A 25,328-nucleotide genomic window follows, 5' to 3' on the forward strand; every position below is an offset into this window, starting at 1 on the left:
TTCTCACCTCGGTACTCAACCCTTCCCTTTCTTCGGCCGCGGCAGGTGTGCATACGGTCCAGATGGCGATCACCGCGAGCACGGCGAGGATCCACAGCTTGCCGCGGCCGCTGCCCCGGTTGCCGTGGCCCTCGAAGCCGCCGTCGTCCCCGCCGCCGTAGCCGCCCGGCAGGATCGGCTGCGGGATCTGCGTGGTGCCGGAGGCGTCACCGGGGTGCTGCATGACGGTGGTGCCGGCGAAGCCGCCCGAGGGGGTGTGCCGGCCGTCGTGCATCGCGACCGGCCCGGTGTTCCAGGTGCCGGTGTGACCGCCCTGCTCGTACAGCATCTGGAGCCCGTACTGGACGAGCCCGCGCATCTCCTCGGCCGTCTGGAACCGGTCGTCCGGATCCTTGGCGAGCGAGCGCATGACCAGGCCGTCGAGCTCCGGAGGCGTGGCGTCGGAGACCTCGGACGGCGGCGTCGGGATGTCCTGGACGTGCTGGTAGACGACGGACAGCGGGGTCTCACCGGTGAACGGCGGCCGCAGCGCGAGGAGTTCGTAGAGGAGGCAGCCCGTCGCGTACAGGTCGGAGCGGTGGTCCACCGCCTTGCCGAGCGCCTGCTCGGGCGACAGGTACTGAGGGGTGCCCATGACCATGCCGGTCTGCGTCATCGTCGACTGCGCGCCGTGCAGCGCGCGGGCGATGCCGAAGTCCATCACCTTCACGGCGCCGCCGTGGGTGATGATGACGTTGGCCGGCTTGATGTCACGGTGCACGATGCCGTGCTGGTGCGAGTAGGCGAGCGCCTCCAGGACACCGGAGACGATGATCAGCGCCTGCTCGGGCCCGGGGGCCTCGGCGTTGATCAACAGGTCGCGGATCGTGCGGCCTTCGACGATCTCCATGACGATGTACGGAACGGCCTGGCCGTTCACGTAGTCCTCGCCGGAGTCGTACACGGCGACGATCGCGTGGTGGTTGAGACCGGCCACGGACTGGGCCTCGCGGGTGAAGCGGGCCTTGGAGACCGGGTCCTCGGCGAGGTCGGCGCGCAGCAGTTTGACCGCCACGGTGCGGCCGAGCCGTACGTCCTCGGCCGCGAACACCTCGGCCATGCCGCCCCGGCCGAGTCTGTGTGTCAGCCGGTACCGGCCGTCGCCGACCAGTCCGCCGTTGCCCCACATCTCCGGCGCGTCTGACATCCCGCCGCCAGTCGCCTCGGGGTCGGACGGGCCCTGAGCGCGCTGCTGCTGTGCCATCGGTCCTCGCCGTCGTTTCTGCCCGCGGTGCGCGCGGTGTTGTTACGGTCTCCGTCGGCCACGCTACAGCCTCCGCGCAAGCCTCCGGTCCGGGATGAGCCCGGGGACCGGCCAGAGACGGACCGGTCATCAAAGCGGTAGCACGCGCTGTCGTGCAAATTCTGTGTACCGGCGGTAGGCCACCTGTAACGCTTCCGCGACGCTTCTTTCGCGTACGGTCACGGATCGGGCACCTGGCTTGACCTGTCAGTGCCGTGGGGCAGACTTGGCCGGGAATGAGCCATTCGATCAACGACAGTCGGGCCGGCGCCTGATGGCCGATGGGGGACGCGGAACATGAGCCAGGACGGCGCACACGGCCGGTATGCGGGGCGGGCGATCGCCAACAACCGCTATCAGCTGCGCGACTTGCTCGGTGAGGGCGGTATGGCCTCGGTGCACCTCGCGCACGACACCGTGCTCGACCGTCCCGTCGCCATCAAGACGCTCCACACCGAGCTGGGCCGCGAGCAGGCCTTCCGCGAGCGGTTCCGCCGCGAGGCCCAGGCCGTGGCCAAGCTCACGCACACCAACATCGTCTCGGTCTTCGACACCGGCGAGGACAACCTCGACGGGATGACGATGCCGTACATCGTCATGGAGTACGTCGAGGGCCGGCCGCTCGGCTCGGTGCTCGACGAGGACGTACGGCAGTACGGCGCGATGCCCGCCGACAAGGCGCTGAAGATCACCGCGGATGTGCTGGCGGCGCTGGAGATCAGCCACGAGATGGGCCTGGTCCACCGCGACATCAAGCCCGGCAACGTGATGATGACCAAGCGCGGCGTGGTCAAGGTCATGGACTTCGGCATCGCGCGCGCCATGCAGTCGGGCGTCACGTCGATGACGCAGACCGGCATGGTGGTCGGCACCCCTCAGTACCTCTCCCCCGAGCAGGCGCTGGGCCGTGGCGTGGACGCCCGCTCCGACCTCTACTCGGTCGGCATCATGCTGTTCCAACTGGTCACCGGACGGCTGCCGTTCGACGCGGACTCGCCGCTGGCGATCGCGTACGCGCATGTGCAGGAAGAGCCGGTGGCCGCGTCGCAGGTCAACCGGTCGCTGCCGCCCGCCGTGGACGCGCTGATCGCCCGCGCCCTGAAGAAGAACCCGAACGAGCGCTTCCCCAGCGCCGAGGCCATGCGCACCGAGTGCCTGCGGGTGGCGGCGTCCTTCCAGGCGGCCGCGCCGAGCATCGTCCCCGGCGCGCAGACGTCGAGCGGGGCGGGCGTGGGTTCGGCGGTGTTCCCGCCGGTGGACCAGGGGACTCCGGCGCCGGCCGGCCCGGTCCAGACGCCGTACCAGCCGGCGCCGACGCCGAACCCGTACGGCACCCCGCCGCCGTCGGCGCCTTCCCCGGCGTACGGCTATCCGCAGCAGGGCGGCTACCAGGTCCCCACGCCGGCGCCGAACGCGTACGCCTCGACGCCGCCGCCGTACAACATCGCCCCGCAGCAGGCACCGCCCTCGGGCGGCGGCCGCAAGAGCAACAGGCCGGTGGTGCTCGGCTCGATCATCGTGTCCGTCGTGGCGGTCGGCGGCCTCATCGCGGCGCTGGCGCTGAACGGGGGCGGGACGGACGACGACGCCGGCGGCGACGACAGCGCGAGCCCGACGGTGGCGGCGAGCCACAGGGGCCCCGACACCTCACGGACCATCGAGACGACGAAGTGCACCGAGCCGCTGGAGTCGTACGACGACCCGGACAAGGTGCAGGTACCGGACTTCACCTACAAGAACTGGGACTCGGTGCTGTCCTGCCTGACGGCGGCCGGGTGGAACTACGACAAGAACCCGGTGGACGAGAACACCTACGGCCAGGACACCGTGATGCGGCAGTCCCCCAAGGCCGGCACCGACGTCGACCCGAACGAGGTGGACATCCAGTTCGACATCTCCACCGGCGACCCGTCCTGACGCGTCGCGGGACGGGACCCGAGTTCCCGTCCCGCGCCGTTCTCAGCTGTAGGGGTTGTCGTCGGTGAAGCTCGTGCAGCCGTTCAGACAGGTGCTGCCCTCGAAGCGACCCGAGCGGGATGGACAGGCGGGCGAGGGCGCCTGCGGTGACGAGGGCGTGCCTCATCTTCATCCGGGATCCTCCTGATGCTCGGGCCCCGGGGTTACGCAGGTACGTGCACCGTCTCCACCCGGCTCGCCACCAACCGCTCCCGCTCCCGGCGGATCGCCCGCTTCCGCAGCCGCAGGACCTGGCTGATCCCCAGCGCCTGGAGCACGAAGACCGCGGAGAAGGCGACCCGGTAGTTGTTCCCGGTCGCGTCCAGCAGCACCCCGACCGCGAACAGGGTCGTCATCGAGGCGACGAAGCCACCCATGTTGGTGATGCCGGACGCCGTGCCCTGCCGCTCCGGCGGGTTCGCCGGCCGCGCGAAGTCGAAGCCGATCATCGAGGCCGGCCCGCACGCGCCCAGCACCGTGCACAGCACCACGAGCAGCCACATCGGCGCATGCTCACCCGGGTACGCCAGCGTCACCGCCCACACCAGCCCCGTCGCCCCCACGGTGCCCAGCGCCAGCGGCAGCCGTGCCTCGTGATGCCGGGCGACGACCTGGCCGTAGACCAGCCCGATCACCATGTTCGACAGCACGACCAGGGTCAGCAGTTCACCGGCGACCGCACGGGACAGCCCCTGCGCCTCGACCAGGAACGGCAGGCCCCACAGCAGCAGGAACACCATCGCCGGGAACTGGGTCGTGAAGTGCACCCACAGGCCGAGCCGGGTGCCGGGCTCCCGCCAGGAGGCGGCGATCTGACGTCGTACATAGGCCGCGCCCTGGTGCGGGAAGGGCTCCGGCTCGTGTCCCTCGGGGTGGTCCTTGAGGAAGAGCAGCAGCAGGACCAGCACCACCACGCCCGCGAGCGCGCTGCCCGCGAAGGCCGCCGTCCAGCCGATGCCGTGCAGCAGCCGGGCCAAGACCAGGGTGGAGACCAGGTTGCCCGCCATGCCGACCAGCCCCGCGAACTGCGCGACCATCGGACCGCGCCGGGCCGGGAACCAGCGGGTGCCGAGCCGCAGCACACTGATGAACGTCATCGCGTCACCGCAGCCCAGCAGCGCGCGCGAGGCGAGGGCCATGCCGTACGAGGGGGAGAAGGCGAAGCCGAGCTGTCCGGCCGTGAACAGCACCACCCCGATGGTCAGCACCTTCTTGGTGCCGAGCCGGTCGACGAGCAGGCCGACGGGTATCTGCATGCCCGCGTACACGAGCAGCTGGAGGATCGAGAAGGTCGACAGCGCGGAGGCGCCCACGTGGAAGCGGTCGGCGGCGTCGAGGCCGGCCACCCCCAGCGAGGTACGGAAGATGACGGCGACGAAGTAGACGGAGACGCCGATGCCCCAGACGGCCATCGCGCGCCGGCCGCCCGGGGGGTCGCCCGGAAGGGTGGTGCTCATCGGACCTCGCCCCGTGCCAGGTGGGAGAACCATTCGACGTGCCCGTGGATGAGCCCGACAACCGCCGCCGCGTCGCCGGAGCGCAGCGCGTCGAGGATCTGCTCGTGCTCGGTGAGGGTCTTGGTGATGCGGTCGGGGTGGGCGTGCATCACGGCGACGCCCATGCGGAGCTGCCGGTCGCGCAGCTGGTCGTAGAGCCGGGACAGGATCTCGTTGCCCCCGCTGCGGACGATCTCGGCGTGGAAGCAGCGGTCGGTGACGGCGGCGCCCGCCAGGTCCCCGGCGGCGGCCTGTTCCTTCTGCCGGGCGAGGAGTTCCTCAAGGCGTGCGATGAGCTGCGGCGACGCCGGTACGGCCTTGCGCGCGGCGTGTTCCTCGACGAGCTGGCGGGTCTCCACGACGTCCGCGATCTCCTGCGCGGAGACGGGCAGGACCAACGCGCCCTTCTTCGGGTAGAGCTTGATCAGCCCCTCCACCTGGAGCCGCAGCAGCGCCTCCCGCACCGGTGTCCGCGACACCCCCACGGCCTCGGCGAGCTCGCCCTCGGTGAGCAGGGTCCCGCCCTCGTAACGGCGCTCCAGGACGCCCTGTTTGACGTGGTCGTAGACGCGGTCGGCGGAGGACAGGGCGGCTGGGGCTGAAGGCATGCGCACATCATAGATACAACACGTACGCATCAGGTGCGGCCGTCCATCATGCGGACCCCGGCGCCCCTCCTGACAGTCAAATCCCATCCCGCCCCAATGGCCGCACAACCTTCTGTGCTACTTAGACGTCAGACACATGCGGCCCCACTGCTTTCTGGGCTCAACTCGGCCGCACGCCAGAGGAATTCAACATATTCGGGGTACCTCACTTGATTACCGGCATTCAGGGCATTCGTATCCGCAGGGCCGTAGCCGTGGCCGTGACCACCGGCTCGCTGTTCGCCACCGGAGCCCTCACCGCAGCGCCGGCGCAGGCAGTCACCGCGCCCACCATCACCGCCAAGGGCGGGTTCCTGATGAACAGCGCCACCGGCACGACTCTCTTCTCGAAGTCCGCCGACACCAAGCGGCTCACCGCGTCCACCACGAAGGTCATGACCGCGAAGGTCGTCCTGTCGCAGTCGAACCTGAACCTGGACGCCAAGGTCACGATCAAGAAGGCCTACAGCGACTACATCGTCGCCAACGGCGCCTCGTCCGCGAACCTGATCGTCGGCGACAAGGTCACCGTCCGCCAGCTGCTCTACGGGATGCTGCTGAAGTCGGGCTGCGACGCCGCGATGGCGCTCGCCGACAAGTACGGCTCCGGCTCGACGGTCGCGGCCCGCACCAAGAGCTTCATCAGCAAGATGAACGCCATGGCCAAGACGCTGGGCATGACGAACACGAAGTTCGACTCGTTCGACGGCATCAGCAAGGGCGCCAACGCCTCGACGCCGCGCGACCTGACGAAGCTCGCCCGCAGCGCGATGAAGAGCTCCACCATGAAGACCGTCGTCAAGACCAAGTCGTACACGGCCAAGACGATCACGAAGACGGGCTCCACCCGCACGATGGCGGCCTGGAAGAACACCAACACCCTGCTCGGCTGGAACGGCACGCTCGGCGTGAAGACCGGCTCCGGCACCGAGGCCAAGTACTGCCTCATCTTCGCCGCGACGAAGAACGGCGAGTCGGTGATCGGCACGGTCCTCACCGCGTCCTCGGAGGCCAACCGCACCGCGGACGTGAAGAAGCTCATCAACTACGGCTACGCGAAGATCAGCTGACACGCTGACTCGCTCACGCGAGAACCTGGGAACGGGGGCCTGCGGCGGCAGGCCCCCTTACTCATGTCACGGGCAGGAAGAAGCGCCGCTTGTCCTTGGACTTGGCCCCGATCCGCCCGTAGAACCGGATCGCCCCGTCGTTCCACGCCGGCGTCTGCCACTGCACCTGACCGAGCCCGAGGGCCCGCGCCTCGTCCCGTACGGCGGCCATGAGGGACTCGCCGATGCCGAGCCCGCGGTGTCCGTCCCGCAGGAACAGGCAGTCCATGTGCAGGTACTCGGCGCCGTCCCAGGTGGAGACCTCGGTGGAACAGGTGGCGTATCCGACGACGGACCCGTCCAACTCCGCGACGAGACACCGCAGCCGCGGCTCGGGGCTCCCGAACAGCAGGGGCCGCAACCGGTCCGCGAGCCCGGGGGCGGGCGGCTCGGCCTTCTCGTACACGGCGTGCTCGGCGATCAGGGCGACGACCTCCGGCAGGTCCTCCACCCGCGCCCGTCGCACCACGGGAACACCGCTCACCGGACCTCCCCCTCCAGCACATCCGCGGACCAGGCGGCGAGCCGTGCGTCGAACTCCCCGTCCCCGTCCAGCACACACCGCACCCAGGCGTCCCGCTCGTGCGCGAGGACGGCCGCCTCCCACACACACGGAGCCAGCCCCTGCCGCCCCGGCCGCAACCCCTCCGGCTGCCCGGCGGGCCCGACGAACACCGCGAGATCGGACATGTACCCCTCGATCCACGTGTGCACGAGCACGTAGTCCCCGTCCCCACCGGCATGCACCAGCAGCACGGCGACCCCGAGAGAGCCACGCGGACCGGCGCCGGCAAGGTGCGCCTCGGCGACCGCCAGCCCGCCCTCCGCGCCCTCGACCTCCCGCCCGGGCGCCTCGATCGCGTACGCCTTCACCAGATGCCCGGCGACCTCGTGCGTCCCCAACGGCCTTACGGCACGCGGGTGATGGGTGTCGGCGAGGGCGGCCAGCGCGGGCACGTCCACGGACGCGGGCACTGCTGAGACGGTTCGGAGATCGGCCATGCGGCCATGATGCCGGGTCCTGGCCGCAGGCGAAGGGGCGGCCGCGATCCGAGGTCGCGGCCGCCCCTTCGAGGTGCACGGTCCGGCTACTGCGTCACCGTGAAGTTCCGCAGGATCGCCGCCGTCAGTGCCGGGTCGCCCTCCGCCTTCACCCGGTCCGGTACCGCGTCCGCCGTCACCCGGCCGCAGGCCAGGCGGACGTAGGTCTCCCAGTCGAGGGTGAGGGTGGCGGCGGGGCCGAGGGCGGGGGCCGTCTCCAGGGTGCCGCGGCCCTGGATGTCGACGCGGATCGTGCGCAGGAACTCGATCGGGCCGTGGACATCGAGGACGATCGCCGAGCTGCGCGGGGCGTCGGACTTCTCGGCGACTATGGCGGGCAGCTCGGCGAGCAGGACGTCACGGGCGATGTGCGCGCCGGGGGAGTCCAGGTTGCCGGGACGGCCGAGGGCGGCGCGGAGGTCCTGCTCGTGCACCCAGACGTCGAAGGCGTGCCTGCGCATGGACTCTTCGAGTGTCAGTTCGCTGCTGAGGGGGCCGCGCACCTTCGTACCCGGATCCCGCGACTCGTTCCGCAGCTGGCGGTTGCGGCGGATGATCACGTACTCCAGCTCGGACGTCATCTCCGGCGCCGTGTGGTGGCGGCGGACGTCGACCTGCATCTCCGTGTACCGCTGTTGCTCATTGGTGACGTGGTAGAGGTCGCGAGGCAGTGAGTGGATGGGGCGAGGGTCGCCCAGCATCTCCGTGTCCAGACCGATGACATGGGACACGACGTCCCTCACCGACCAGCCGGGGCACGGGGTACGCCGGTTCCACTCGCCTTCCACGAGCGGCGTCACCAGCTCGGATATCGCATCGATGGAGTGGGTCCAGGCGTCGGCGTAGGGCTGGAGGGTGGGATGCAGACTCACGGAACGGGACCCCTCGGCGGTCGGAGCACGGGCTGGTGATGGCGGCGTTGCCAATGGAGGTGGCTGTCGGCGGGTGTCTTGGAACGCTAAGTTACGCTGCTGTGAGGCACCCCGGCAGTGCTTTCGTGTGACGATCGTAGGCCCGTGTGGACGGCTCGAATGCCAGGACGGTGGTAGTGTGCGCGCCTCGTTGATTCAGATCGCCGTAAGTGAGGGCGAATCGGTCGAATCGCGCCGACGACGGGTGGCCTCGCTGGTACGGGACCAGTCCGGTGCCGATCTGGTCGTGCTGCCGGAGCTGTGGACCACGGGCGCGTTCGCCTACGAGGGGTTCGGCAGCGAGGCCGAGTCGCTGGAGGGGCCGACGTACGAGGCCATGGCGAAGGCCGCGAGCGACGCGGGCGTCTGGCTGCACGCGGGCTCGATCCCGGAGCGCACTCCCGAGGGCACCCTCTACAACACCTCCCTGATCTTCTCCCCGTCCGGCGACCTGATCGCCGCCTACCGCAAGATCCACCGCTTCGGCTTCGACAAGGGCGAGGCCGTGCTGATGGGCGCGGGCCGCGACCTGGTGACGGTCCGTCTGCCCGAGACCACCCTCGGCGTGGCCACCTGCTACGACCTCCGCTTCCCCGAACTCTTCCGCGGCCTCGTCGACGCCGGCGCCGAGACCCTGGTGATCCCCGCGGGCTGGCCGGAGCGCCGCCGGGCGCACTGGACGCTGCTGGCCCAGGCGCGGGCGGTCGAGAACCAGGCGTACGTGCTCGCCTGTGGAACGGCCGGGACGCACGCGGGAGTTCCACAGGCCGGTCACTCGATCGTGGTGGATCCGTGGGGCGAGGTGCTGGCCGAGGCCGGCGCCGGCGAGGAGGTCCTCACCGTCGAGTTCGACCCCGGCAAGGTGGCCGTGACACGGGATCAGTTCCCCGCGCTGAAGGACCGGATGCTGGGCCTCGACGCACCCCGGCGCTAGGGCCCGTCCGGGGTCTCAGTCGGACTCCCGCTCCTTCTCGGCGAGGTGGATCACGCACACCGCCACCGCGATCAGCAGCGCCGGGTCCGCGTCCTCGCGCACGACGTCCAGGCCGTAGGTCTCCCGCACGTGCAGCCATCGCCGGGAGACCACGGCGAGCAGCTCACCGTCGTACTCGACCGCGAACTCCCGGTCGAGGATCTTCCCGCTGACATCGAGTTCGGTGCTGCCGTCCGCCAGGGACACCCGGTAGTGGTTGCGCAGCAGGGACAGCCGCTTGCGCTTGACGGTGGCCAGCGGTTCGCCGTCCCGCTCGATGAGCATCGTGTCGCGCAGGGCGAGCATCTTCTGCCGGATGTCGATCAGGACGCGCCCACGGGTGTCCTTCAGCTCGAAGGTGTCCCGCAGCCGCATGGCCTTGCCGTCGACGAGGAACACCTTGTTGCCCTGGTCGTCCTCGATCCAGTAGTCGTCACCGAAGCCGAGGAGCCGGTCGCGTACGAGGAATCTCATGCCGTTACGGCTTCCCCGACCTGCGCGGCCGAACGCAACCAATAGGCCGTCGGGATGGTCGACACCCCCATGAGAAAGATCGGACGGGTGTACGTCCCCGTCGCCCTCGCCGTCGCCGCTTCCCTCGCGGTCCTGACCGGGTGCACCGACCCGACGCCCTGTGCCGGGGTCGGTGTGGTGTCCGAGCTCGGTGTGTACGTCGTACAGGAGGACTTCGGCGGTCTCGAGGGCGCCTCCTACGAGTTGTGTTCGCGGGGCGACTGCGTCGAGGGTGAGCTCGGAGGGGAGTCCGTCTCCAGGGTGTTCCTCTCGTTGCCCGACGACGTCGACCCCGACACCGCCCCGGTCCGCCTCACCGTCACCCGCGCGGGCGCCGGGACGCCTCTTGTCGACGACTCCGTCGACGTGAAGCTGCTGCGCCAGTCCGACGGCTGCGGCGGGGGCGGCTGGTCCCGGGGGCTGGCCCTCACCAAGGCGGACGGTCTGCTGCCGAACGTCCCGAAGAGGGTCTCCGCGGCCTGGATGCGGCAGGTCAGGGCCGCGGCCACGGCGTCTCCGTCACCGTCATCGCCTCCGTCACCGACGTCCCGAACCGCCTCCGGTACGCCGACGGGCTGAGGCCCGTCTCGCGTCGCACGCGCGTGCGGAGGTTCGCGGCGGTGCCCAGGCCGCTGCGGGAGGCCACCACGTCCAGGCGTTCCTCGCCCCGCTCGATCATCCGGCAGGCCAGTGCCACGCGCTCCCCCGTCAGCCAGGCCAGCGGTGTCGTGCCGAGCTGGGCCTGGAAACGGCGGTGCAGCGTGGCGGGGGAGACGGCCGCGCGGGCGGCGAGATCCGCCACCGTCAACGGCTCCCCCAGCCGTTCCTGCGCCCACGCCAGCAACGGCGCCAGCGACTCGTCCGGCACCTCGGGCACCGGACGCTCCACGAACTGCCGCTGTCCGCCGTCGCGGTGGGCGGCGAAGACCAGGCGCCGCGACACGTGGTTGGCGATCTCGGCGCCGTGGTCCCGTCGTACGACATGCAGCCCCAGGTCGAGCGCGGAAGCGCTGCCGGACGCGGTGAGGATGTCCCCGTCGTCGACGAAGAGCACGTCCGGCTCCAGCAGGACACGCGGGAACCGGGACCGGAAGGAGTCGGCCCACATCCAGTGACAGGCCGCCCGCCGGCCGTCCAGCAGCCCGGCCTCCGCCATGGTGAACGCGCCCGAGCAGAAGCCGACGAGACGGGCGCCACGCGTGTGTGCCCGCCGGACGGCGTCCAGGACGTGGGGCGGGCGCGGGGTGTCGGTGTCGGGCCGGTTCGGCACGATCAGGGTGTCCGCGTCCTCGGTGGCCTCCAGACCGGCGACGCCGGTGAGCGTGAAGAAGCCGTCCCGCATGCGGGTGCTCGGGGCGGCGGCGCACAGCTGGAAGTCGTACAGCTCCCGTCCCAGTTCCGGCCGTCGCAACCCGAAGATCTCGATGGCACAGCTCATCTCGAACGGGTTCGAGTTCTCGTCCACCAGCAGGACGACACGGTGAGAGGATCCTTGCGACATATGCGATTCCTAGCACTCGTCCGCCGGTGCCGTCACGCCCGACGATGACGGACATGAGCGAACCCGTCTCCCTTGAGCCGATCTCCCTGGAAAAGGCCCTCGCGTCCTTCACGGACCGCTGGAGCCCCCGGATCGTCACCACCGTCAACGACTACGACGTACGCGTCGCCAAGGTCGAGGGCGAGCACGTGTGGCACGTCCACGACCACACCGACGAGTTCTTCCTGGTCCTCGACGGCGAACTCCACATCGCCCTGCGCGAACCGGCCGGCGAACGCACGGTCGTCCTCCCCAAGGGCTCCGTCCTCACGGTCCCCCGCGGCACCGAACACAAGCCCTACGCCCCCGTCCCCTCGACGATCCTCGTCCTCGAACCCACCGGCACCCTCACGGTCGGCGACCGCCACGAGGACGTGCCGGAGCATGTGGACGCCACGACGGGCCACACGCTGAGGTGACTGTCGGTGGCGGGTGGCACCCTTGATCCATGAGCGACTCCGCACCCCGCCGTGTCCGCGTCCGCGCCCCCGAGCTCGTCGGCAAGGGCGGCTGGCTGAACACGGGCGAGAAGCAGTACACCCTCGCCGACCTGCGGGGCCGCATCGTCGTTCTCGATTTCTGGACGTTCTGCTGCATCAACTGCCTGCACGTCCTCGACGAGCTCCGGGAGCTGGAGCACAAGCACCCCGACACCGTCGTCGTCATCGGTGTCCACTCGCCGAAGTTCGCGCACGAGGCCGAGCACGGGGCGGTCGTGGATGCCGTCGAGCGGTACGGGGTGGAGCATCCGGTGCTCGACGACCCGGAGTTGGCGACGTGGAAGCAGTACGCGGTGCGGGCCTGGCCGACGCTTGTCGTGGTCGATCCGGAGGGGTATGTCGTCGCGCAGCATGCCGGGGAGGGGCATGTGCACGCTATCGAGCGGCTCGTGGCGGAGCTTGAGGCCGAGCACGGGGCGAAGGGCACGTTGCGGCGCGGGGACGGGCCCTATGTGGCGCCGGAGCCGGAGGCGACCGTGCTGCGGTTCCCGGGGAAGGCGTTGCTGCTGCCCTCGGGGAACTTCCTGGTCAGTGACACCACCCGGCATCAGCTGGTGGAGCTGGCGGCGGACGGGGAGACCGTGGTGCGGCGGATCGGGCAGGGCGATCACCGGGGCATGACGGACAGTACGTCGGTCCGCTCACGGTTCAACGAGCCGCAGGGGCTGGCGCTGCTGCCGGACGGCTCCGTGGTCGTCGCCGACACCGTGAACCACACGCTGCGCCGCTACGACCCGGAGGCGGGCCGCACCACCACCCTCGCCGGCACCGGCTACCAGTGGATGCGGGGCGACGACACCTCGGGACCGGCCCGCGAGGTCAACCTCTCCTCCCCCTGGGACGTGGCCTGGTGGCAGGGCAAGGTGTGGATCGCCATGGCCGGCATCCACCAGCTGTGGACGTACGACCCCGACGACGGGACGGTCGCCGTCGCGGCCGGCACCACCAACGAGGGCCTCGTCGACGGGCCCGCCGCCGAGTCCTGGTTCGCCCAGCCCTCCGGGCTCGCCGCCACCCCCGAGCGGCTGTGGATCGCCGACTCCGAGACGTCCGCGCTGCGCTGGATGGACCTCGACGGCACCGTCCACACCGCCGTCGGCACCGGGCTCTTCGACTTCGGGCACCGCGACGGCCCCGCCGAACAGGCTCTGCTCCAGCACCCGTTGGGCGTCACCGCGCTGCCCGACGGCTCGGTCGCGGTCAGCGACACCTACAACCACGCCCTGCGCCGCTACGACCCGGCGACAGGCGAAGTCACCACCCTGGCCACGGACCTGCGCGAGCCCAGCGACGCCGTTCTCGTCGGCGACGACCTCGTGGTCGTCGAGTCGGCCCGGCACCGGCTGACCCGGCTGCGGCTCCCGGAGGAGGCCGTACGCGTGGAGTCGGTCGCCCATCGCACCCAGCGCGCCGCCACCGAAGTCGCCCCGGGCGGACTGAGGCTGGACGTGGTCTTCCAGGCCCCGGCGGGTCAGAAGCTCGACACGCGACACGGGCCGTCGACCCGGCTGCTCGTCTCCGCCACCCCGCCCGAGCTGCTCGCCGAGGGCGAGGGGGCGGGCACGGACCTCTCCCGCACCCTGCACCTCGATCCGGCCGTCACCGAGGGCGTGCTGCACGTCTCGGCGATGGCCGCCTCCTGCGACGACGACCCGGCGATCGAGTACCCGGCCTGCCATGTCCACCAGCAGGACTGGGGCGTGCCGGTCCGTCTCGTCGAGGGCGGTGCGGACCGGCTGCCCCTCGTGCTGGCCGGTATGGACGATCAGGCGCTGTAGCCGCCCCCGCGCCGGTGGTGGTCGTCCTCGACCACTGTCGTCGTGGACGGCGGTACCACCACCCGCCTGCGGCGGGCGATGCTGCTGAAGGTGCTGACGCCGATCAGGCCGACGATCATGAAGATGACGCCGACCAGGTCGAGATTGACGCCCTGCATCTCCCAGTCGGTCGCGAACGTGAGGATGGCTCCCGCGGCGATGAGGATGATGCATCCGCCGAGGCCCATAGGTGTCGCCTCCCTGTCCGGTCCGGTCGGTCCGGTCCGGACGCCGGGTACCCGGGGAGGCGACACCCATGCCTCACCGCACGTCGACGAAGTCCTCGCGCCCGGCGCTCACCAGGTGGTCGCCGTCCGGGTGGAGCAGCACGGCGACCCAGGTGCCGTCCTTCGAGGCTTTGGAGCCCTTGCTGAAGGTGCCGTCGGAACGCGTGGTGGCGTTGCCCATGTCCTGCCAGGTGCTGGCGCCCTTGGCCCGGAAGAGGATCTTCACCTTCTGGTCGGCGTAGGCCTTCCAGGCGCCCGAGGTGTAGTGCTGCAACTTGCCCTTGCAGGTGATCGTGCGCCCCTTGCGGACCGGCTCGGGGGAGGCGTTGCCGTCGAGGACGCGGGTCGGGGTGCGCTTGGCGTACACGACCGGGCTGTATGACTCCTGCCAGGTGCGGCCGCCCTTGAAGTGGGCGCGGTAGTAGCCCTTGGAAGGCGCCGCGAAGGCGCCCTTGAACGATGCGCCGAAGTCCGGGTCGTAGTCGGTCGGCGTGACCGTCTTGACGGTCGTCCAGCCGGTCTTCCCGTCGGCCGAGTACTGGAGTTCGACCTTGTTGTACTCGTCGGCCGGCATGCTCGTGCCCGTGTGAAGCAGGCCCTTGGCGGTGAGCTTGGAGTTCTTGTCCAGCTTCGCCGTGAAGTCGGAGACCGACGTCTTCCTCGCGACGTAGACCTTGACCTTCTGGGTCGGGCTCGTGTCGAGGAACGTCGTGCCGCGCACGTTCACCTCCACCGAGCCGGAGCCCGACAGGGTCAGCTGCCCGGTGAAGCGGCCGTCGGTGCCGGTGACCGGCCGTGCGGCCGCGCCGCCCAGGTCGCTCGACCACACCTCGTCGACGGTGGCCCCGGACAGCGGCTTCCACGCTCCGCCGACGTTGACCTCGGCGGTGCCGGAGATCTGCGCCGACTGCCCTGCCTTGACGTCCAGTTCGGTGGCGTCGAGGGTCACGCGGGTGTCCGACCGCACGGCCCGGACCTCGATGCTCTGGTTGGCCCTGGACTGGTACCAGGGCTCGTTCAGCCGCAGCCAGGCGTTGACCGAGGTGTAGGCCGAGTCGGTCACCTTGTAGGCGGCGGTGAAACGGCCGTCGGCGCCGGTCGTGGTCGTCCTGCTGTCCGCGCCGGAGATTTCCAGGTCCACCTCGGCGCCCGCCGCGGGCGTCGTCCCGCCGGTGCGCGGGTCGGTGATCGTGAAGCCGCCGGAGACGGTGACGTCCTGGTGCTCGTGGTCCGGTGCCCGCGGCGTGGCCTGGAGGTCGGTCAGATCGGCTTCGAGCTGGTACGCGTAGGTGCCCTCGGCCGTGGTGGTGTCCCCGTCGGCGTCGGTCAGGTCGACCACGACGCGATAGGTGCCGAGATCGGCCAGGCGCAGCGGGGTGGTGGTCTGCCACAGGCCCGGGTGGCCGGTGCCGGACACCAGGGTGAAGTCGCTGACCTCGGCGACTTCCTGGGCGTCGGCGGCGGAGCCCGGCGCGTACAGGTGCGCGGTGATCGAGGTGACGGCGGTGTCGGAGGAGGCCGACACCGACACCAGGCCCGCTCCCGGGTGGTCACCGCTGCCGACGCCGTACAGCACCGGCGTCACCGCCGCGTGTGCCGCCGGTACGGGGCCGAGCAGCAGGCCCGCCGCGACGGACGCGCAGGCCAGCACCGACTTTCTTCGCATGAAGTCCCCCCACGAGACCTTGGATGATGAAGATCGCAGCGCATCGTACGCCGCCGGAACCCGTCTTGAACAGGTTCAAAAAGGTGGTGCGTGGGGGGCGGGGACTTCCCCGAACTCAGCTCTCCCCGAACTCAGCTCTCCCCGAACTCAGCTCTCCCCGAACTCAGCTCTCCAGGAACGCCACCAGCGCGTTCGCCAGCAGATACGGGTCGTCGGCGCCGCACAGCTCGCGGGCGCTGTGCATCGAGAGGATCGCGACGCCGATGTCGACGGTCTTGATGCCGTGGCGGGCCGCGGTGATGGGGCCGATGGTGGTGCCGCAGGGCATGGAGTTGTTGGAGACGAAGGACTGGAAGGGGACCCCGGCCTTCTCGCAGGCGGCGGCGAAGACCGCGCGGCCCGAACCGTCCGTGGCGTAGCGGTTGTTGACGTTGACCTTGAGGATCGGGCCGCCGTTGACGCGCGGGTGGTGCGTGGGGTCGTGGCGCTCCGCGTAGTTGGGGTGGATCGCGTGGCCCGTGTCGGAGGAGAGACAGACCGTGCCGGCGAAGGCGCGCGCCCGGTCCTCGAAGGACCCTCCGCGCGCGAACACCGAACGCTCCAGCACGCTGCCGAGCAGCGGCCCGTCCGCGCCGGTGTCCGACTGCGAGCCGTTCTCCTCGTGGTCGAAGGCGGCCAGTACGGGGATGTGGGAGAGAGCCGAGCCGGCGGAGACGGCGGCCAGCGCGGCGACCTCGGCGTGCACGGACAGCAGGTTGTCCATGCGCGGGCCGGCCACCAGCTCCTTGTCGCGGCCCAGATAGGAGGGGGGCTCCACGGAGTGCACCATCAGGTCCCAGCCGGTGACCTCGCCCGCCGGGATCCCGTTCTCCTCCTCCAGGAAGGCGATGAGGTCGCCCTCGCGGATGTCGTCGCCGAGCCCCCAGATGGGCTGGAGATGCCGCTGCTTGTCGAGCTTGAGGCCCTCCGTCGACACCGAACGGTCCAGGTGGACGGCGAGCTGCGGGACCCGCAGCAGCGGCCGGCCCACGTTGACCAGACGCGTCGAGCCGTCCCGCAGTGTCAGCCGGCCCGCGAGCCCCAGGTCGCGGTCGAGCCAGGAGTTCAGCAGCGGTCCGCCGTAGATCTCCACGGCGACCTGGCGCCAGCCGTGCGCCCCGGCGTCCGGCAGCGGCTTGACCCGCAGGTTGGGGGAGTCGGTGTGCGAGCCGACGATCCGGAACGGGGTGTGCGGTTCGGCGCCCTCGGGGACGTACCAGGCCACGATCGCGCCGCCGCGCAGCACGTACTTGCCGCCGGTCGTCCCGTCCCAGGCGTCCGTCTCCGCGACCTGCCGGAAGCCCGCCTTCTCCAGTCGCTCGGCGGCGTTCGCCACGGCGTGGTACGGCGAGGGGCCGGCAGCCAGGAAGGACATGAGGTCGTCGGTGTGACCGCGGTCGAAGCGGGAGGGTTCGCTCATGGGGTTCACCTTAACGACGTACGAAGGCCCGCTCCCGGTGGTGGGAGCGGGCCTCGGGGGAGCTGTGCGGGTGTGTCCTAGAACGCGGCCTCGTCCAGTTCCATCAGGTCGAGCTCGACGCCCTGGGCGAGCTTGCGGGCACCGGTGACGCCGGGCAGGACGTTGGCCGCGAAGAACTTCGCCGCCGCGATCTTGCCGGTGTAGAACGCCACATCCTTGGAAGACACAGCCTTCGCGGAAGCCGTCTCCAGCTTCTCGGCGGCCACCGCCGCGCCCTTGAGGAGCAGGTAGCCGACGACGACGTCGCCGGAGGCCAGCAGCAGGCGGGTGGTGTTCAGGCCCACCTTGTAGATGTTCTTGACGTCCTGCTCGGTGGCCGCGAGGTCGGTCAGCATCAGACCGACGATCGCCTCCAGCTCGACGGCCGCTTTGGCCAGGTGCTCACGGGCGCCCGCCAGCTCCTCGCCGCCGGTGCCGAGCGCCAGGAACTTCTTGATGTCCTCGGCGAGACCGTTCAGCGCCGCGCCCTGGTTGCGGACGATCTTCCGGAAGAAGAAGTCCTGGCCCTGGATCGCCGTGGTGCCCTCGTACAGGGTGTCGATCTTGGCGTCGCGGATGTACTGCTCGATCGGGTACTCCTGGAGGAACCCGGAGCCGCCGAAGGTCTGGAGCGACTGCGCGAGCTGCTCGTAGCCCTTCTCGGAGCCGTAGCCCTTCACGATCGGCAGGAGCAGGTCGTTCAGCGCGTGCTCGGCCTTGGCGTCCTCGCCGGCGGCCTCCTTGACGGCGATCGCGTCCTGGATCGAGGCGGTGTAGAGGACGAGGGCGCGCATGCCCTCCGCGTACGCCTTCTGCGTCATCAGCGAGCGGCGCACGTCGGGGTGGTGGGTGATGGTGACCTTGGGCGCGGCCTTGTCGCCGAAGGCGGCCAGGTCGGAGCCCTGGACGCGCTCCTTGGCGTACTCCAGGGCGTTGAGGTAGCCGGTCGACAGCGTCGAGATGGCCTTCGTGCCGACCATCATCCGCGCGAACTCGATGATGCGGAACATCTGGCGGATGCCGTCGTGCTTGTCACCGATCAGCCAGCCCTTGGCGGGGTGCCGGTCGCCGAAGGTCATCTCGCAGGTGTTGGAGGCCTTCAGGCCCATCTTGTGCTCGACGTTGGTGGCGTAGGCGCCGTTGCGCTCGCCCAGCTCGCCGGTCTCGAAGTCGAACAGGTACTTCGGGACCATGAAGAGGGACAGGCCCTTGGTGCCGGGGCCGTGGCCCTCGGGGCGGGCGAGGACGTAGTGGAGGATGTTCTCCTCCATGTCGTGCTCACCGGACGTGATGAAGCGCTTGACGCCCTCGATGTGCCAGGAGCCGTCCTCCTGCTGGATCGCCTTGGTGCGGCCGGCGCCGACGTCCGAACCCGCGTCGGGCTCGGTCAGCACCATGGTCGAACCCCAGGTCTTCTCCACGGCGATCTGGGCGATGTTCTTCTGTACGTCATTGCCCTCGTCGTAGAGGATCCCGGCGAACGCCGGGCCGGAGGAGTACATCCACACGGCCGGGTTCGCGCCCAGGATCAGCTCCGCGTACGACCAGATCAGGGACGGCGGGGCGGTGGTGCCGCCGATCGCCTCGGGTACGCCGAGCCGCCAGTACTCGGAGTCCATGAACGCCTTGTAGCTCTTCTTGAAGGACGCGGGGACCGGCGCGGTGTTGGTCTCCGGGTCGAAGACCGGCGGGTTGCGGTCGGCGTCCGCGAAGGACTCCGCCAGCTCGTTCTCCGCGAGGCGCGTCAGCTCGTCGAGGATGCTCTTCGCGGTCTCGACGTCCATCTCCTCGAACGGACCCGTGCCGTACAGCTTGTCGCGGCCGAGGACCTCGAAGAGGTTGAACTCGATGTCGCGGAGATTCGACTTGTAGTGCCCCATGGCGACGGCTCCCGTAGAGAGACGGGCGAGGCACTGGATCCTCGCGCTAGTTCACGTACCAACAAGTAGCTTCGATACGATGATGCTACCCGCCAGTAATAAACCGCAACCCTGATCCGGCCATCTGTGACGGTTCACACCGGAACGGTGAGGGTGGCGGTGTACCCCGCGTCCACACTGCCCTTCACCGTCGCCAGCTGCTGGTCGTAGCCGTCACTGAAGATGTTGTCCGTCTCCAGCGAGAGCTGGCCGAGGTTGGACACGCTGCGGCTGTACCCGTCCGTCGCGTACACCGTGTCGCAGACGTCCTTGGGGAACGCGAGCTGCGAGGTGTTGGTGATCGAGGTCGCCGCCGTGGCGTCCTCCAGGCTGCCGTAGACCTCGAAGTGGATGTGCGGCCAGCGGCCCGTGTAGCAAGCCGGGAAGATGCTCTTGAAGGTGACCTGGCCCTTGTCGTCGGTCTCCTGGACACCGCGCAGGTAGTTCTCCTCCGTGACGCCCTCCGAGTACAGGGAGTAGTTGCCGTCCCGGTCGCAGTGCCACAGGTACACGGCCGCGCCCTCCTTCGGCGTACCGCAGCCGGACGCGGCGTCCACGACCGTCAGCGTGATGGTCAGCGGCACGCCCTCGGCGGTGCCGCCCGCGGAGTCGCCGAAGCTCTTGGTGATGTCGCTGCGGACGACACCGCTCTCCTTGAGGACGTTCACACCGTTCGAGCCGTCACCGGGGTAGGGGCCGGCGGTCTCGTTGGGGATGACGGAACACTCGGCGGAGCCGGAGGAGGTGCTTCCGGAGGAGCTGCCACCGGACGAGCTTCCGCTGGAGGAGGCCGAGGAGGCGCTGTCGCCGTCGTCGGACGAACAGCCGACCAGCGGCACCAGGCTCGCCCCGGCGAGCAGCCGGATCATCCGGCGGCGGGCGAGGACGGGAAGGTCGTAGGACAGCCCCCGGTCGTGCTCGTGGACCTCGGTGTCGTCGTGGTGGTGGTGTCCGCTCATGACCCTCTCCCCTTGCCTGTGCTTTGCACTTCTATGGCGCTTTCTTTGATGTGGCGGACGCTATGGGTGTCCACTGTGCGAAACCAGAGCCCCGCCTGTGAACTCCCCGTGGAAGCCCGCACCCCGGTACCGCCTCACTCGCCCCGCCCCGCTCGGTACGCTTGCGCCCATGTACGGCTACGACCAGAGCGCGGGTACGCAGCAGCAGTACGCCGCGCCGCAGCAGCAGATGCCGGGCGGGTACGGCCAGCAGCCGCCGCTGTATCCCGAGCCGTCCCCGCCGTCCCTCGCGGACGCGGTGCGCGCCTTCACGACGGGCCAGTTGGCGGCGGAGGACTTCCAGCAGGTCTTCGCCACGTCGAAGGTGTACTGCCCGCGCGGCGACAACCCCGGTTTCCTCGCCCTGCACAACACCCAGCAGCCCGTGATCCCGATGTTCACCTCGCTGAAGGAACTGCGGAGGTACGCGGGCAAGGAGTCCAAGTACTTCGTGATCACCGGCGCGGAGGTGATCGACCTGCTGCCGACCGGCTACGGCTTCGTCCTCGACATGGAGGGCGAGCACCGGATGGTCTTCGACGCGAAGGCCGTGGAGCAGATGGTCGAGTTCGCGATGCGGCGGATGTACGGCGGCTAGGGGCCCCTAGCGGCCGGCTTCGGCAACGGGAGACCCGGAGGGAATGCCCTCCGGGTTTTGTCTGTTCAGGGTGGCAGGAAGTTCAACGCTCAACTAAACTGGACGCACAAGGAGGTACCGACATGCCCGCAGTGACCGTAGAGAACCCGCTGACGCTGCCCCGCGTGGCCGCCCCGGCCGACGCCGTGGCCCGTCCCGTGCTCGGTGTCACGACCGCGCCGAGCGGTTTCGAGGGTGAGGGATTTCCGGTGCGGCGTGCGTTCGCCGGGATTCATTACCGGCATCTGGATCCGTTCATCATGATGGATCAGATGGGCGAGGTCGACTATGCGCCCGGGGAACCCAAGGGGACGCCCTGGCACCCGCACCGCGGCTTCGAGACCGTCACCTACATCATCGACGGCGTCTTCGACCACCAGGACAGCCAGGGTGGCGGCGGCACCATCACCAACGGCGACACGCAGTGGATGACGGCCGGCTCGGGCCTGCTCCACATCGAGGCCCCGCCGGAGTCCCTGGTCATGTCGGGCGGCCTCTTCCACGGCCTCCAGCTGTGGGTGAACCTGCCCGCCAAGGACAAGATGATGGCCCCGCGCTACCAGGACATCCGCGGCGGCAACGTCCAGCTGCTGACGACGCCGGACGGGGGTGCGCTGCTGCGGGTGATCGCCGGTGACCTCGACGGGCACGCCGGTCCCGGCGTCACGCACACGCCGATCACGATGGTCCACGCGACGCTGGCGCCGGGTGCGGAGCTCACGCTGCCGTGGCGGGAGGACTTCAACGGGCTGGCGTACGTCCTCGCCGGCCGGGGATCGGTGGGTGCCGAGCGGCGTCCGATCCACCTGGGTCAGACGGCGGTCTTCGGTGCCGGCGGGTCCCTGACCGTCCGCGCGGACGAGAAGCAGGACTCGCACACGCCGGACATGGAGGTCGTGCTCCTGGGCGGACAGCCGATCCGTGAGCCGATGGCGCACTACGGGCCGTTCGTGATGAACACCCAGGACGAGCTCAAGCAGGCGTTCGAGGACTTCCAGAAGGGCCGGCTGGGGACGGTGCCCGCGGTGCACGGGATGTCGGAGGGTGGCCTGTAAGGGCTGCCGAGGTTCGCTGGGTTGCGAGGAGGCCCGAAGCCGCAAGTTCGAGGTGCGGCTTCGGGCCTGTCTTCGCTGGAGCCGGTTCCAGGGAGTGGGAGCCGTCGCGCTGGATGGTGGCGATGGCTTGGAGGTGGAGGGGCAACTCGCGTTCGTATTAAGGATGTTCGCCCGAAAGGTGGACATGGATATCGATTCTGCATGATCTGCGGACTCGTTTGGACGTTCCGGCGCGACACCGGATCTGGCGTATGGCCAGATGGGAGGGTGTCCGCGTCTCCGCTGTTGCTTCCCGGTCCCGTTCGGCGGCTGGCTGCGTGGTGTGTCGTCATTCTGTTGGTCGCCGGGGTCGTGTATGTCGGGATCCGGTTGGCCGTGGAGTTTCGGACCGCTGTGGTGCCTGTGCTGCTCGCGCTGTTGGGGACTGCGCTGCTGGGGCCTCTTCACCGGTGGCTCGTCAAGGGGAGGGTCAATCGGTCGCTTGCTGCCGGGCTCACCTGTGTTGCCGTCGTCGGTGTCGTCGGTGGGGCCGTCTATATCGTTGTCGCGGCTCTTATCGATACCGGGGATCAGATCATCGCCTCGCTCAAGACCGCGGCTCAGGATCTCGCCGAGCACTTCGGGGCGGCGGGGACCTCGCTCGACGACCTTGCCTCCAATGCGAAGGAACTGCTCGGGAAGTTCGGGGGGACGGCCGCTTCCGGGGTGATCAGCGGGGTGAGCGTCGTCGGTGAGGCCATCGCCATGGCTGTGCTCGCGCTGCTGCTCGTCTTCTTCTTTCTGCGGGATTCGCATCGGGCCGTCGGGATGCTGCGCTCCCTCGCTCCCCGGTCGTCCGCCGATGTCGTCGAGGCCATGGCGCGGCGGGCCTTCGAGGCGGTCGAGGGGTTCATGCGGGGGACGACGATCATCGCGTTCATCGATGCCCTGTGCATCACTGTCGGGCTGCTCGTTCTCGATGTGCCGGGGGCTGTGGGGCTGGGGGCGCTCGTCTTCGTCGGGGCCTATATCCCCTACCTCGGTGCCTTCATCTCCGGGGCCGTCGCCGTGCTGGTCGCGCTTGCCGACCGGGGGTTCGTCATCGCTCTGTGGGCGCTGGGGATCGTGATGGCCGTGCAGGTGCTCGAAGGGCATGTGCTGCAGCCGATGATCCAGAGCCGGACCGTGCAGATGCATCCCGCCGTGGTCATGGTGGCGATCACCGCGGGGGCTTCGGTGGCCGGGATTCTCGGGATGCTGCTCGCCGTGCCGCTCACCGCTGCCGCGTTCGGGGTCGCGCACGAGTTGCGGGAGCTCTATTCCGGGGCTTCCGCCGTCGACTCGTAGAGCTCGAACCAGATGCTCTTGCCCTCGCCCCGCGGGTCCACCCCCCAGGTGTCGGCGAGGAGTTCGATCAGCATCAGCCCGCGGCCCGACGAGGCCAGTTCGCCGGGGCGGCGTACGTGGGGGAGGTCGTCGCTGGTGTCGGTGACCTCCACGTGCAGACGGCGGGTGCCCTGTTCGCCGCGTACCTCTGCCAGGAGCAGCGCGTCCGCGTCGGTGTGGACCAGGACGTTCGTCAGCGTCTCGGAGAGGAGGAGGACCGCCGAGTCGATCTGGTCCTGCGAGCGCCAGTCGTGGAGCAGTTCCCTGAGTTGCTGGCGGGCGACCGCCACGCGTTCCGGTTCGGCCTGGGCCACCGACAGCATGGTGCGGCGGATCTGCGGTGTCGTCACGACGGTGTCGCCGCAGCCGCAGCCCTCTCCCTCGCGGCACAGCAGCAGCACCGCTATGTCGTCCTCGCGGCGGTCCGCCAGGGGGCCCGTGGTGTGGTGGGAGGAGGGGCCGTGCACCGCCTGGACCAGGGCGTCCGCGAGTTCCTCCAGGTCGCCCTTGTGTTCTTCGAGGATCTGGCGGACCCGCTGCCAGCCCGTCTCCAGGTCGTGGCCGCCGGTCTCGATCAGACCGTCGGTGCAGACCATCATCGTCTCGCCGGGTTCGAGGGTGAGGCGGGTCGTGGGGTAGTCGGCGTCGGGGTCGATGCCGAGGGGGAGGCCGCCGTCGGTGCGGCGGACCAGGACCGTGCCGTCCGCCATGCGGATCGCGGGGTCGGGGTGGCCGGCGCGGGCGATGTCGAGGCGGCCGGTGGCGGGGTCGACCTCGACGTAGAGGCAGGTCGCGAAGCGCTGGTCGGTGGGGTCGTCGGCGTCGTACGTCATGCCGTGCAGGAAGCGGGAGGCGCGGGACAGGACCGCGTCGGGGCGGTGGCCCTCCGAGGCGTAGGCCCGCAGGGCTATGCGGAGCTGGCCCATCAGGCCGGCCGCGTGGACGTCGTGGCCCTGTACGTCGCCGATGACCAGGGCGAAGCGTCCTCCCCCGGTCTCCGTCCGGGAGGTGCCCCCGGGCAGCGGGATCATGTCGTACCAGTCGCCGCCCACCTGGAGGCCGCCGCCGGTGGGGACGTAGCGGGCCGCCACGCTCATGCCCGGTATCTCGGGGCCGAGCTTGGGGAGCATGGAGCGCTGGAGGCCGTCGGTGAGCTCCCTGGCGGATTCCGCCGCCTCCGCGCGGGACAGCGCCTGGGCGAGCATCCGGGCGACCGTCGTGAGGACGGATCGCTCGTCGGGGGTGAAGGCGACCGGGTAGGCGAAGGCCGCCATCCACGCGCCCATCGTGCGGCCCGCGACCGTGAGGGGGAGGAAGGCCCAGGACTGGCGGCCGAAGTGGGCCGCGAGGGGCCAGGTGACCGGGTAGCGGCCCCGGTACTGCTCGGGGGTGGACAAATACACCGCGCGGCCGGTGCGGACCACCTCTGCCGCCGGGTAGTCCGTCTCCAGGGCCATGTGGGAGAAGGGGCCCTCGTCGCCGGGCTGCTGGCCGTGGTGGCCGATGATCTTCAGGCGGTCGCCCTCGACGCCGAAGACCGCGAGGCCGTCCGGGGAGAAACCCGGCATCGACAGGCCGGCGGCGACCCGGAGGACCTCCTCCGTGGAGCGGGCCTCGGCCAGGGCGCGGCCCGCGTCCAGGAGGAAGGCCTCTCTGGAGCGCCGCCAGTCGCCGGTGACCGCGACCGCGCTGCGGGCGGCCGGGGTGCCGGGGGACGGCTCGGTGACCTCCTGGAGGGTGCCGATCAGGACGAAGGCGCGGCGCTCGGCGTCGTAGGAGGGATTCGAGCGGCTGCGGACGACCCGCACCACCCGGTTCTGTTCGTCCATGATCCGGATGCGGACTTCGGCGAGGGTGCCCTCGGCGACGGCGAGCTGGATGACGCCGGTGATCTCGTTCCAGTCGACGGCGTGCATGCGCGCGCGTGCCTGGACCTCCGTGAGTGTGGTCGGGGCAGCGGGCAGCCCGAGCAGCCGTGCGGCCTCGGCATCCACGGTGACCTGGCCCGTTGCGGTGTCCCAGTGCCACAGGCCGGTCGCGAGGGCGGCGAGGACGTCCCCCACGGCGGGCAGGGGCTCACCAGTGCGCATTGCCCCACTGTAGGGAGAGGTGATCGGGGGCTGCCACCGATGGCGGAGGGGAGAGGGCGCGAACAATGGTGGGGAGGCGATCTTGGGG

General features: G+C 70.0%; 23 protein-coding genes. 9 read left to right on the forward strand and 14 right to left on the reverse strand.

Features of this window, described 5'->3' with window-relative positions:
* On the reverse strand, positions 1–1,243 hold a 1,243-nt coding region (locus HLK59_RS23265; RefSeq protein WP_240982598.1), incomplete at its 3' end, for a protein kinase.
* Between the two features lie 336 nt (positions 1,244–1,579).
* Here HLK59_RS23265 and HLK59_RS23270 point away from each other — a divergent pair.
* Positions 1,580–3,199, forward strand: coding sequence for a protein kinase (locus tag HLK59_RS23270; protein ID WP_171143439.1), 1,620 nt, complete (start codon positions 1,580–1,582; stop codon positions 3,197–3,199).
* Positions 3,200–3,402: 203 nt separating this feature from the next.
* On the opposite strand, the gene HLK59_RS23275 is transcribed toward HLK59_RS23270, so the two are convergent.
* Both HLK59_RS23275 and HLK59_RS23280 read right to left on the reverse strand, forming a co-directional pair.
* Positions 3,403–4,695, reverse strand: a complete 1,293-nt coding sequence (locus HLK59_RS23275; protein WP_171143440.1) for an MFS transporter — start codon at positions 4,693–4,695, stop codon at positions 3,403–3,405.
* A complete protein-coding gene (locus HLK59_RS23280; protein ID WP_171143441.1) occupies positions 4,692–5,342 on the reverse strand; it encodes a GntR family transcriptional regulator in 651 nt (216 codons plus the stop codon). Before HLK59_RS23280 ends, HLK59_RS23275 begins: the two co-directional genes overlap by 4 nt.
* A gap of 260 nt (positions 5,343–5,602) precedes the next feature.
* Between HLK59_RS23280 and HLK59_RS23285 the strand changes: the two genes are divergently transcribed.
* Entirely contained in the window at positions 5,603–6,451 is an 849-nt protein-coding gene (locus tag HLK59_RS23285; protein ID WP_171143474.1) for a D-alanyl-D-alanine carboxypeptidase, read from the forward strand.
* 61 nt (positions 6,452–6,512) lie between these two features.
* Here HLK59_RS23285 and HLK59_RS23290 read toward each other — a convergent pair whose 3' ends face one another.
* The 3 genes from HLK59_RS23290 to HLK59_RS23300 all read right to left on the reverse strand — a co-directional run bounded on the left by HLK59_RS23290 (position 6,513) and on the right by HLK59_RS23300 (position 8,403).
* The gene (locus HLK59_RS23290) at positions 6,513–6,974 is read right to left on the reverse strand and encodes a GNAT family N-acetyltransferase (protein ID WP_171143442.1); all 462 of its coding nucleotides are present in this window, start codon (positions 6,972–6,974) and stop codon (positions 6,513–6,515) included.
* Positions 6,971–7,492 (reverse strand): hypothetical protein, encoded by a 522-nt coding sequence (locus tag HLK59_RS23295; protein ID WP_171143443.1) that lies wholly within the window; start codon positions 7,490–7,492, stop codon positions 6,971–6,973. The genes HLK59_RS23290 and HLK59_RS23295 overlap by 4 nt, the downstream gene beginning before the upstream one ends.
* Before the next feature lie 86 nt (positions 7,493–7,578).
* Positions 7,579–8,403, reverse strand: coding sequence for a maleylpyruvate isomerase family mycothiol-dependent enzyme (locus HLK59_RS23300; RefSeq protein WP_171143444.1), 825 nt, complete (start codon positions 8,401–8,403; stop codon positions 7,579–7,581).
* A gap of 178 nt (positions 8,404–8,581) precedes the next feature.
* Between HLK59_RS23300 and HLK59_RS23305 the strand changes: the two genes are divergently transcribed.
* A complete protein-coding gene (locus HLK59_RS23305) occupies positions 8,582–9,376 on the forward strand; it encodes a carbon-nitrogen family hydrolase (RefSeq protein ID WP_171143445.1) in 795 nt (264 codons plus the stop codon).
* Positions 9,377–9,391: 15 nt separating this feature from the next.
* Here the strand turns inward: HLK59_RS23305 and HLK59_RS23310 are convergent, their stop codons facing one another.
* Positions 9,392–9,889 carry an LURP-one-related family protein gene (locus tag HLK59_RS23310; protein ID WP_171143446.1) on the reverse strand — a complete coding sequence of 166 codons (498 nt, stop codon included), beginning with the start codon at positions 9,887–9,889 and terminating at the stop codon, positions 9,392–9,394.
* 69 nt (positions 9,890–9,958) lie between these two features.
* Between HLK59_RS23310 and HLK59_RS23315 the strand changes: the two genes are divergently transcribed.
* Complete coding sequence (locus tag HLK59_RS23315; RefSeq protein ID WP_206327500.1) at positions 9,959–10,507, forward strand: hypothetical protein; 549 nt, start codon at positions 9,959–9,961, stop codon at positions 10,505–10,507.
* Here the strand turns inward: HLK59_RS23315 and HLK59_RS23320 are convergent.
* Entirely contained in the window at positions 10,422–11,429 is a 1,008-nt protein-coding gene (locus HLK59_RS23320) for a helix-turn-helix domain-containing protein (protein ID WP_171143447.1), read from the reverse strand. The two genes, HLK59_RS23315 and HLK59_RS23320, sit on opposite strands and share 86 nt — an antisense overlap.
* A gap of 53 nt (positions 11,430–11,482) precedes the next feature.
* On the opposite strand from HLK59_RS23320, the gene HLK59_RS23325 reads away from it, so the two are divergent.
* Positions 11,483–11,887: a cupin domain-containing protein gene (locus HLK59_RS23325; protein WP_171143448.1), complete on the forward strand. Its 405-nt coding sequence runs from the start codon at positions 11,483–11,485 to the stop codon at positions 11,885–11,887.
* A 29-nt stretch (positions 11,888–11,916) separates the two neighbouring features.
* Positions 11,917–13,746, forward strand: a complete 1,830-nt coding sequence (locus HLK59_RS23330; RefSeq protein WP_171143449.1) for a thioredoxin-like domain-containing protein — start codon at positions 11,917–11,919, stop codon at positions 13,744–13,746.
* Here HLK59_RS23330 and HLK59_RS23335 read toward each other — a convergent pair.
* The 5 genes from HLK59_RS23335 to HLK59_RS23355 form a co-directional block, all read right to left on the reverse strand.
* Positions 13,734–13,973 (reverse strand): DUF6458 family protein, encoded by a 240-nt coding sequence (locus tag HLK59_RS23335; protein ID WP_171143450.1) that lies wholly within the window; start codon positions 13,971–13,973, stop codon positions 13,734–13,736. The two genes, HLK59_RS23330 and HLK59_RS23335, sit on opposite strands and share 13 nt — an antisense overlap.
* A gap of 73 nt (positions 13,974–14,046) precedes the next feature.
* A complete protein-coding gene (locus HLK59_RS23340) occupies positions 14,047–15,678 on the reverse strand; it encodes a hypothetical protein (RefSeq protein ID WP_171143451.1) in 1,632 nt (543 codons plus the stop codon).
* A gap of 163 nt (positions 15,679–15,841) precedes the next feature.
* The gene (locus HLK59_RS23345; protein ID WP_171143452.1) at positions 15,842–17,137 is read right to left on the reverse strand and encodes a M18 family aminopeptidase; all 1,296 of its coding nucleotides are present in this window, start codon (positions 17,135–17,137) and stop codon (positions 15,842–15,844) included.
* Positions 17,138–17,214: 77 nt separating this feature from the next.
* The gene (locus tag HLK59_RS23350; protein WP_171143453.1) at positions 17,215–19,056 is read right to left on the reverse strand and encodes an acyl-CoA dehydrogenase; all 1,842 of its coding nucleotides are present in this window, start codon (positions 19,054–19,056) and stop codon (positions 17,215–17,217) included.
* Positions 19,057–19,190: 134 nt separating this feature from the next.
* Positions 19,191–20,054: an intradiol ring-cleavage dioxygenase gene (locus HLK59_RS23355; protein ID WP_171143454.1), complete on the reverse strand. Its 864-nt coding sequence runs from the start codon at positions 20,052–20,054 to the stop codon at positions 19,191–19,193.
* Between the two features lie 169 nt (positions 20,055–20,223).
* On the opposite strand from HLK59_RS23355, the gene HLK59_RS23360 reads away from it, so the two are divergent.
* The 3 genes from HLK59_RS23360 to HLK59_RS23370 all read left to right on the forward strand — a co-directional run bounded on the left by HLK59_RS23360 (position 20,224) and on the right by HLK59_RS23370 (position 23,111).
* Positions 20,224–20,691, forward strand: coding sequence for an SseB family protein (locus HLK59_RS23360; protein WP_171143455.1), 468 nt, complete (start codon positions 20,224–20,226; stop codon positions 20,689–20,691).
* Positions 20,692–20,813: 122 nt separating this feature from the next.
* Entirely contained in the window at positions 20,814–21,785 is a 972-nt protein-coding gene (locus HLK59_RS23365; RefSeq protein ID WP_171143456.1) for a pirin family protein, read from the forward strand.
* A gap of 336 nt (positions 21,786–22,121) precedes the next feature.
* Entirely contained in the window at positions 22,122–23,111 is a 990-nt protein-coding gene (locus tag HLK59_RS23370; RefSeq protein WP_240982599.1) for an AI-2E family transporter, read from the forward strand.
* Here HLK59_RS23370 and HLK59_RS23375 read toward each other — a convergent pair.
* Positions 23,081–25,240 (reverse strand): SpoIIE family protein phosphatase, encoded by a 2,160-nt coding sequence (locus HLK59_RS23375; RefSeq protein ID WP_171143458.1) that lies wholly within the window; start codon positions 25,238–25,240, stop codon positions 23,081–23,083. The genes HLK59_RS23370 and HLK59_RS23375 overlap by 31 nt on opposite strands.
* Positions 25,241–25,328: the final 88 nt, after the last annotated feature.

The sequence above is a fragment of the Streptomyces sp. S3(2020) genome, from assembly GCF_013044505.1.
Taxonomy (GTDB): Bacteria; Actinomycetota; Actinomycetes; order Streptomycetales; family Streptomycetaceae; genus Streptomyces.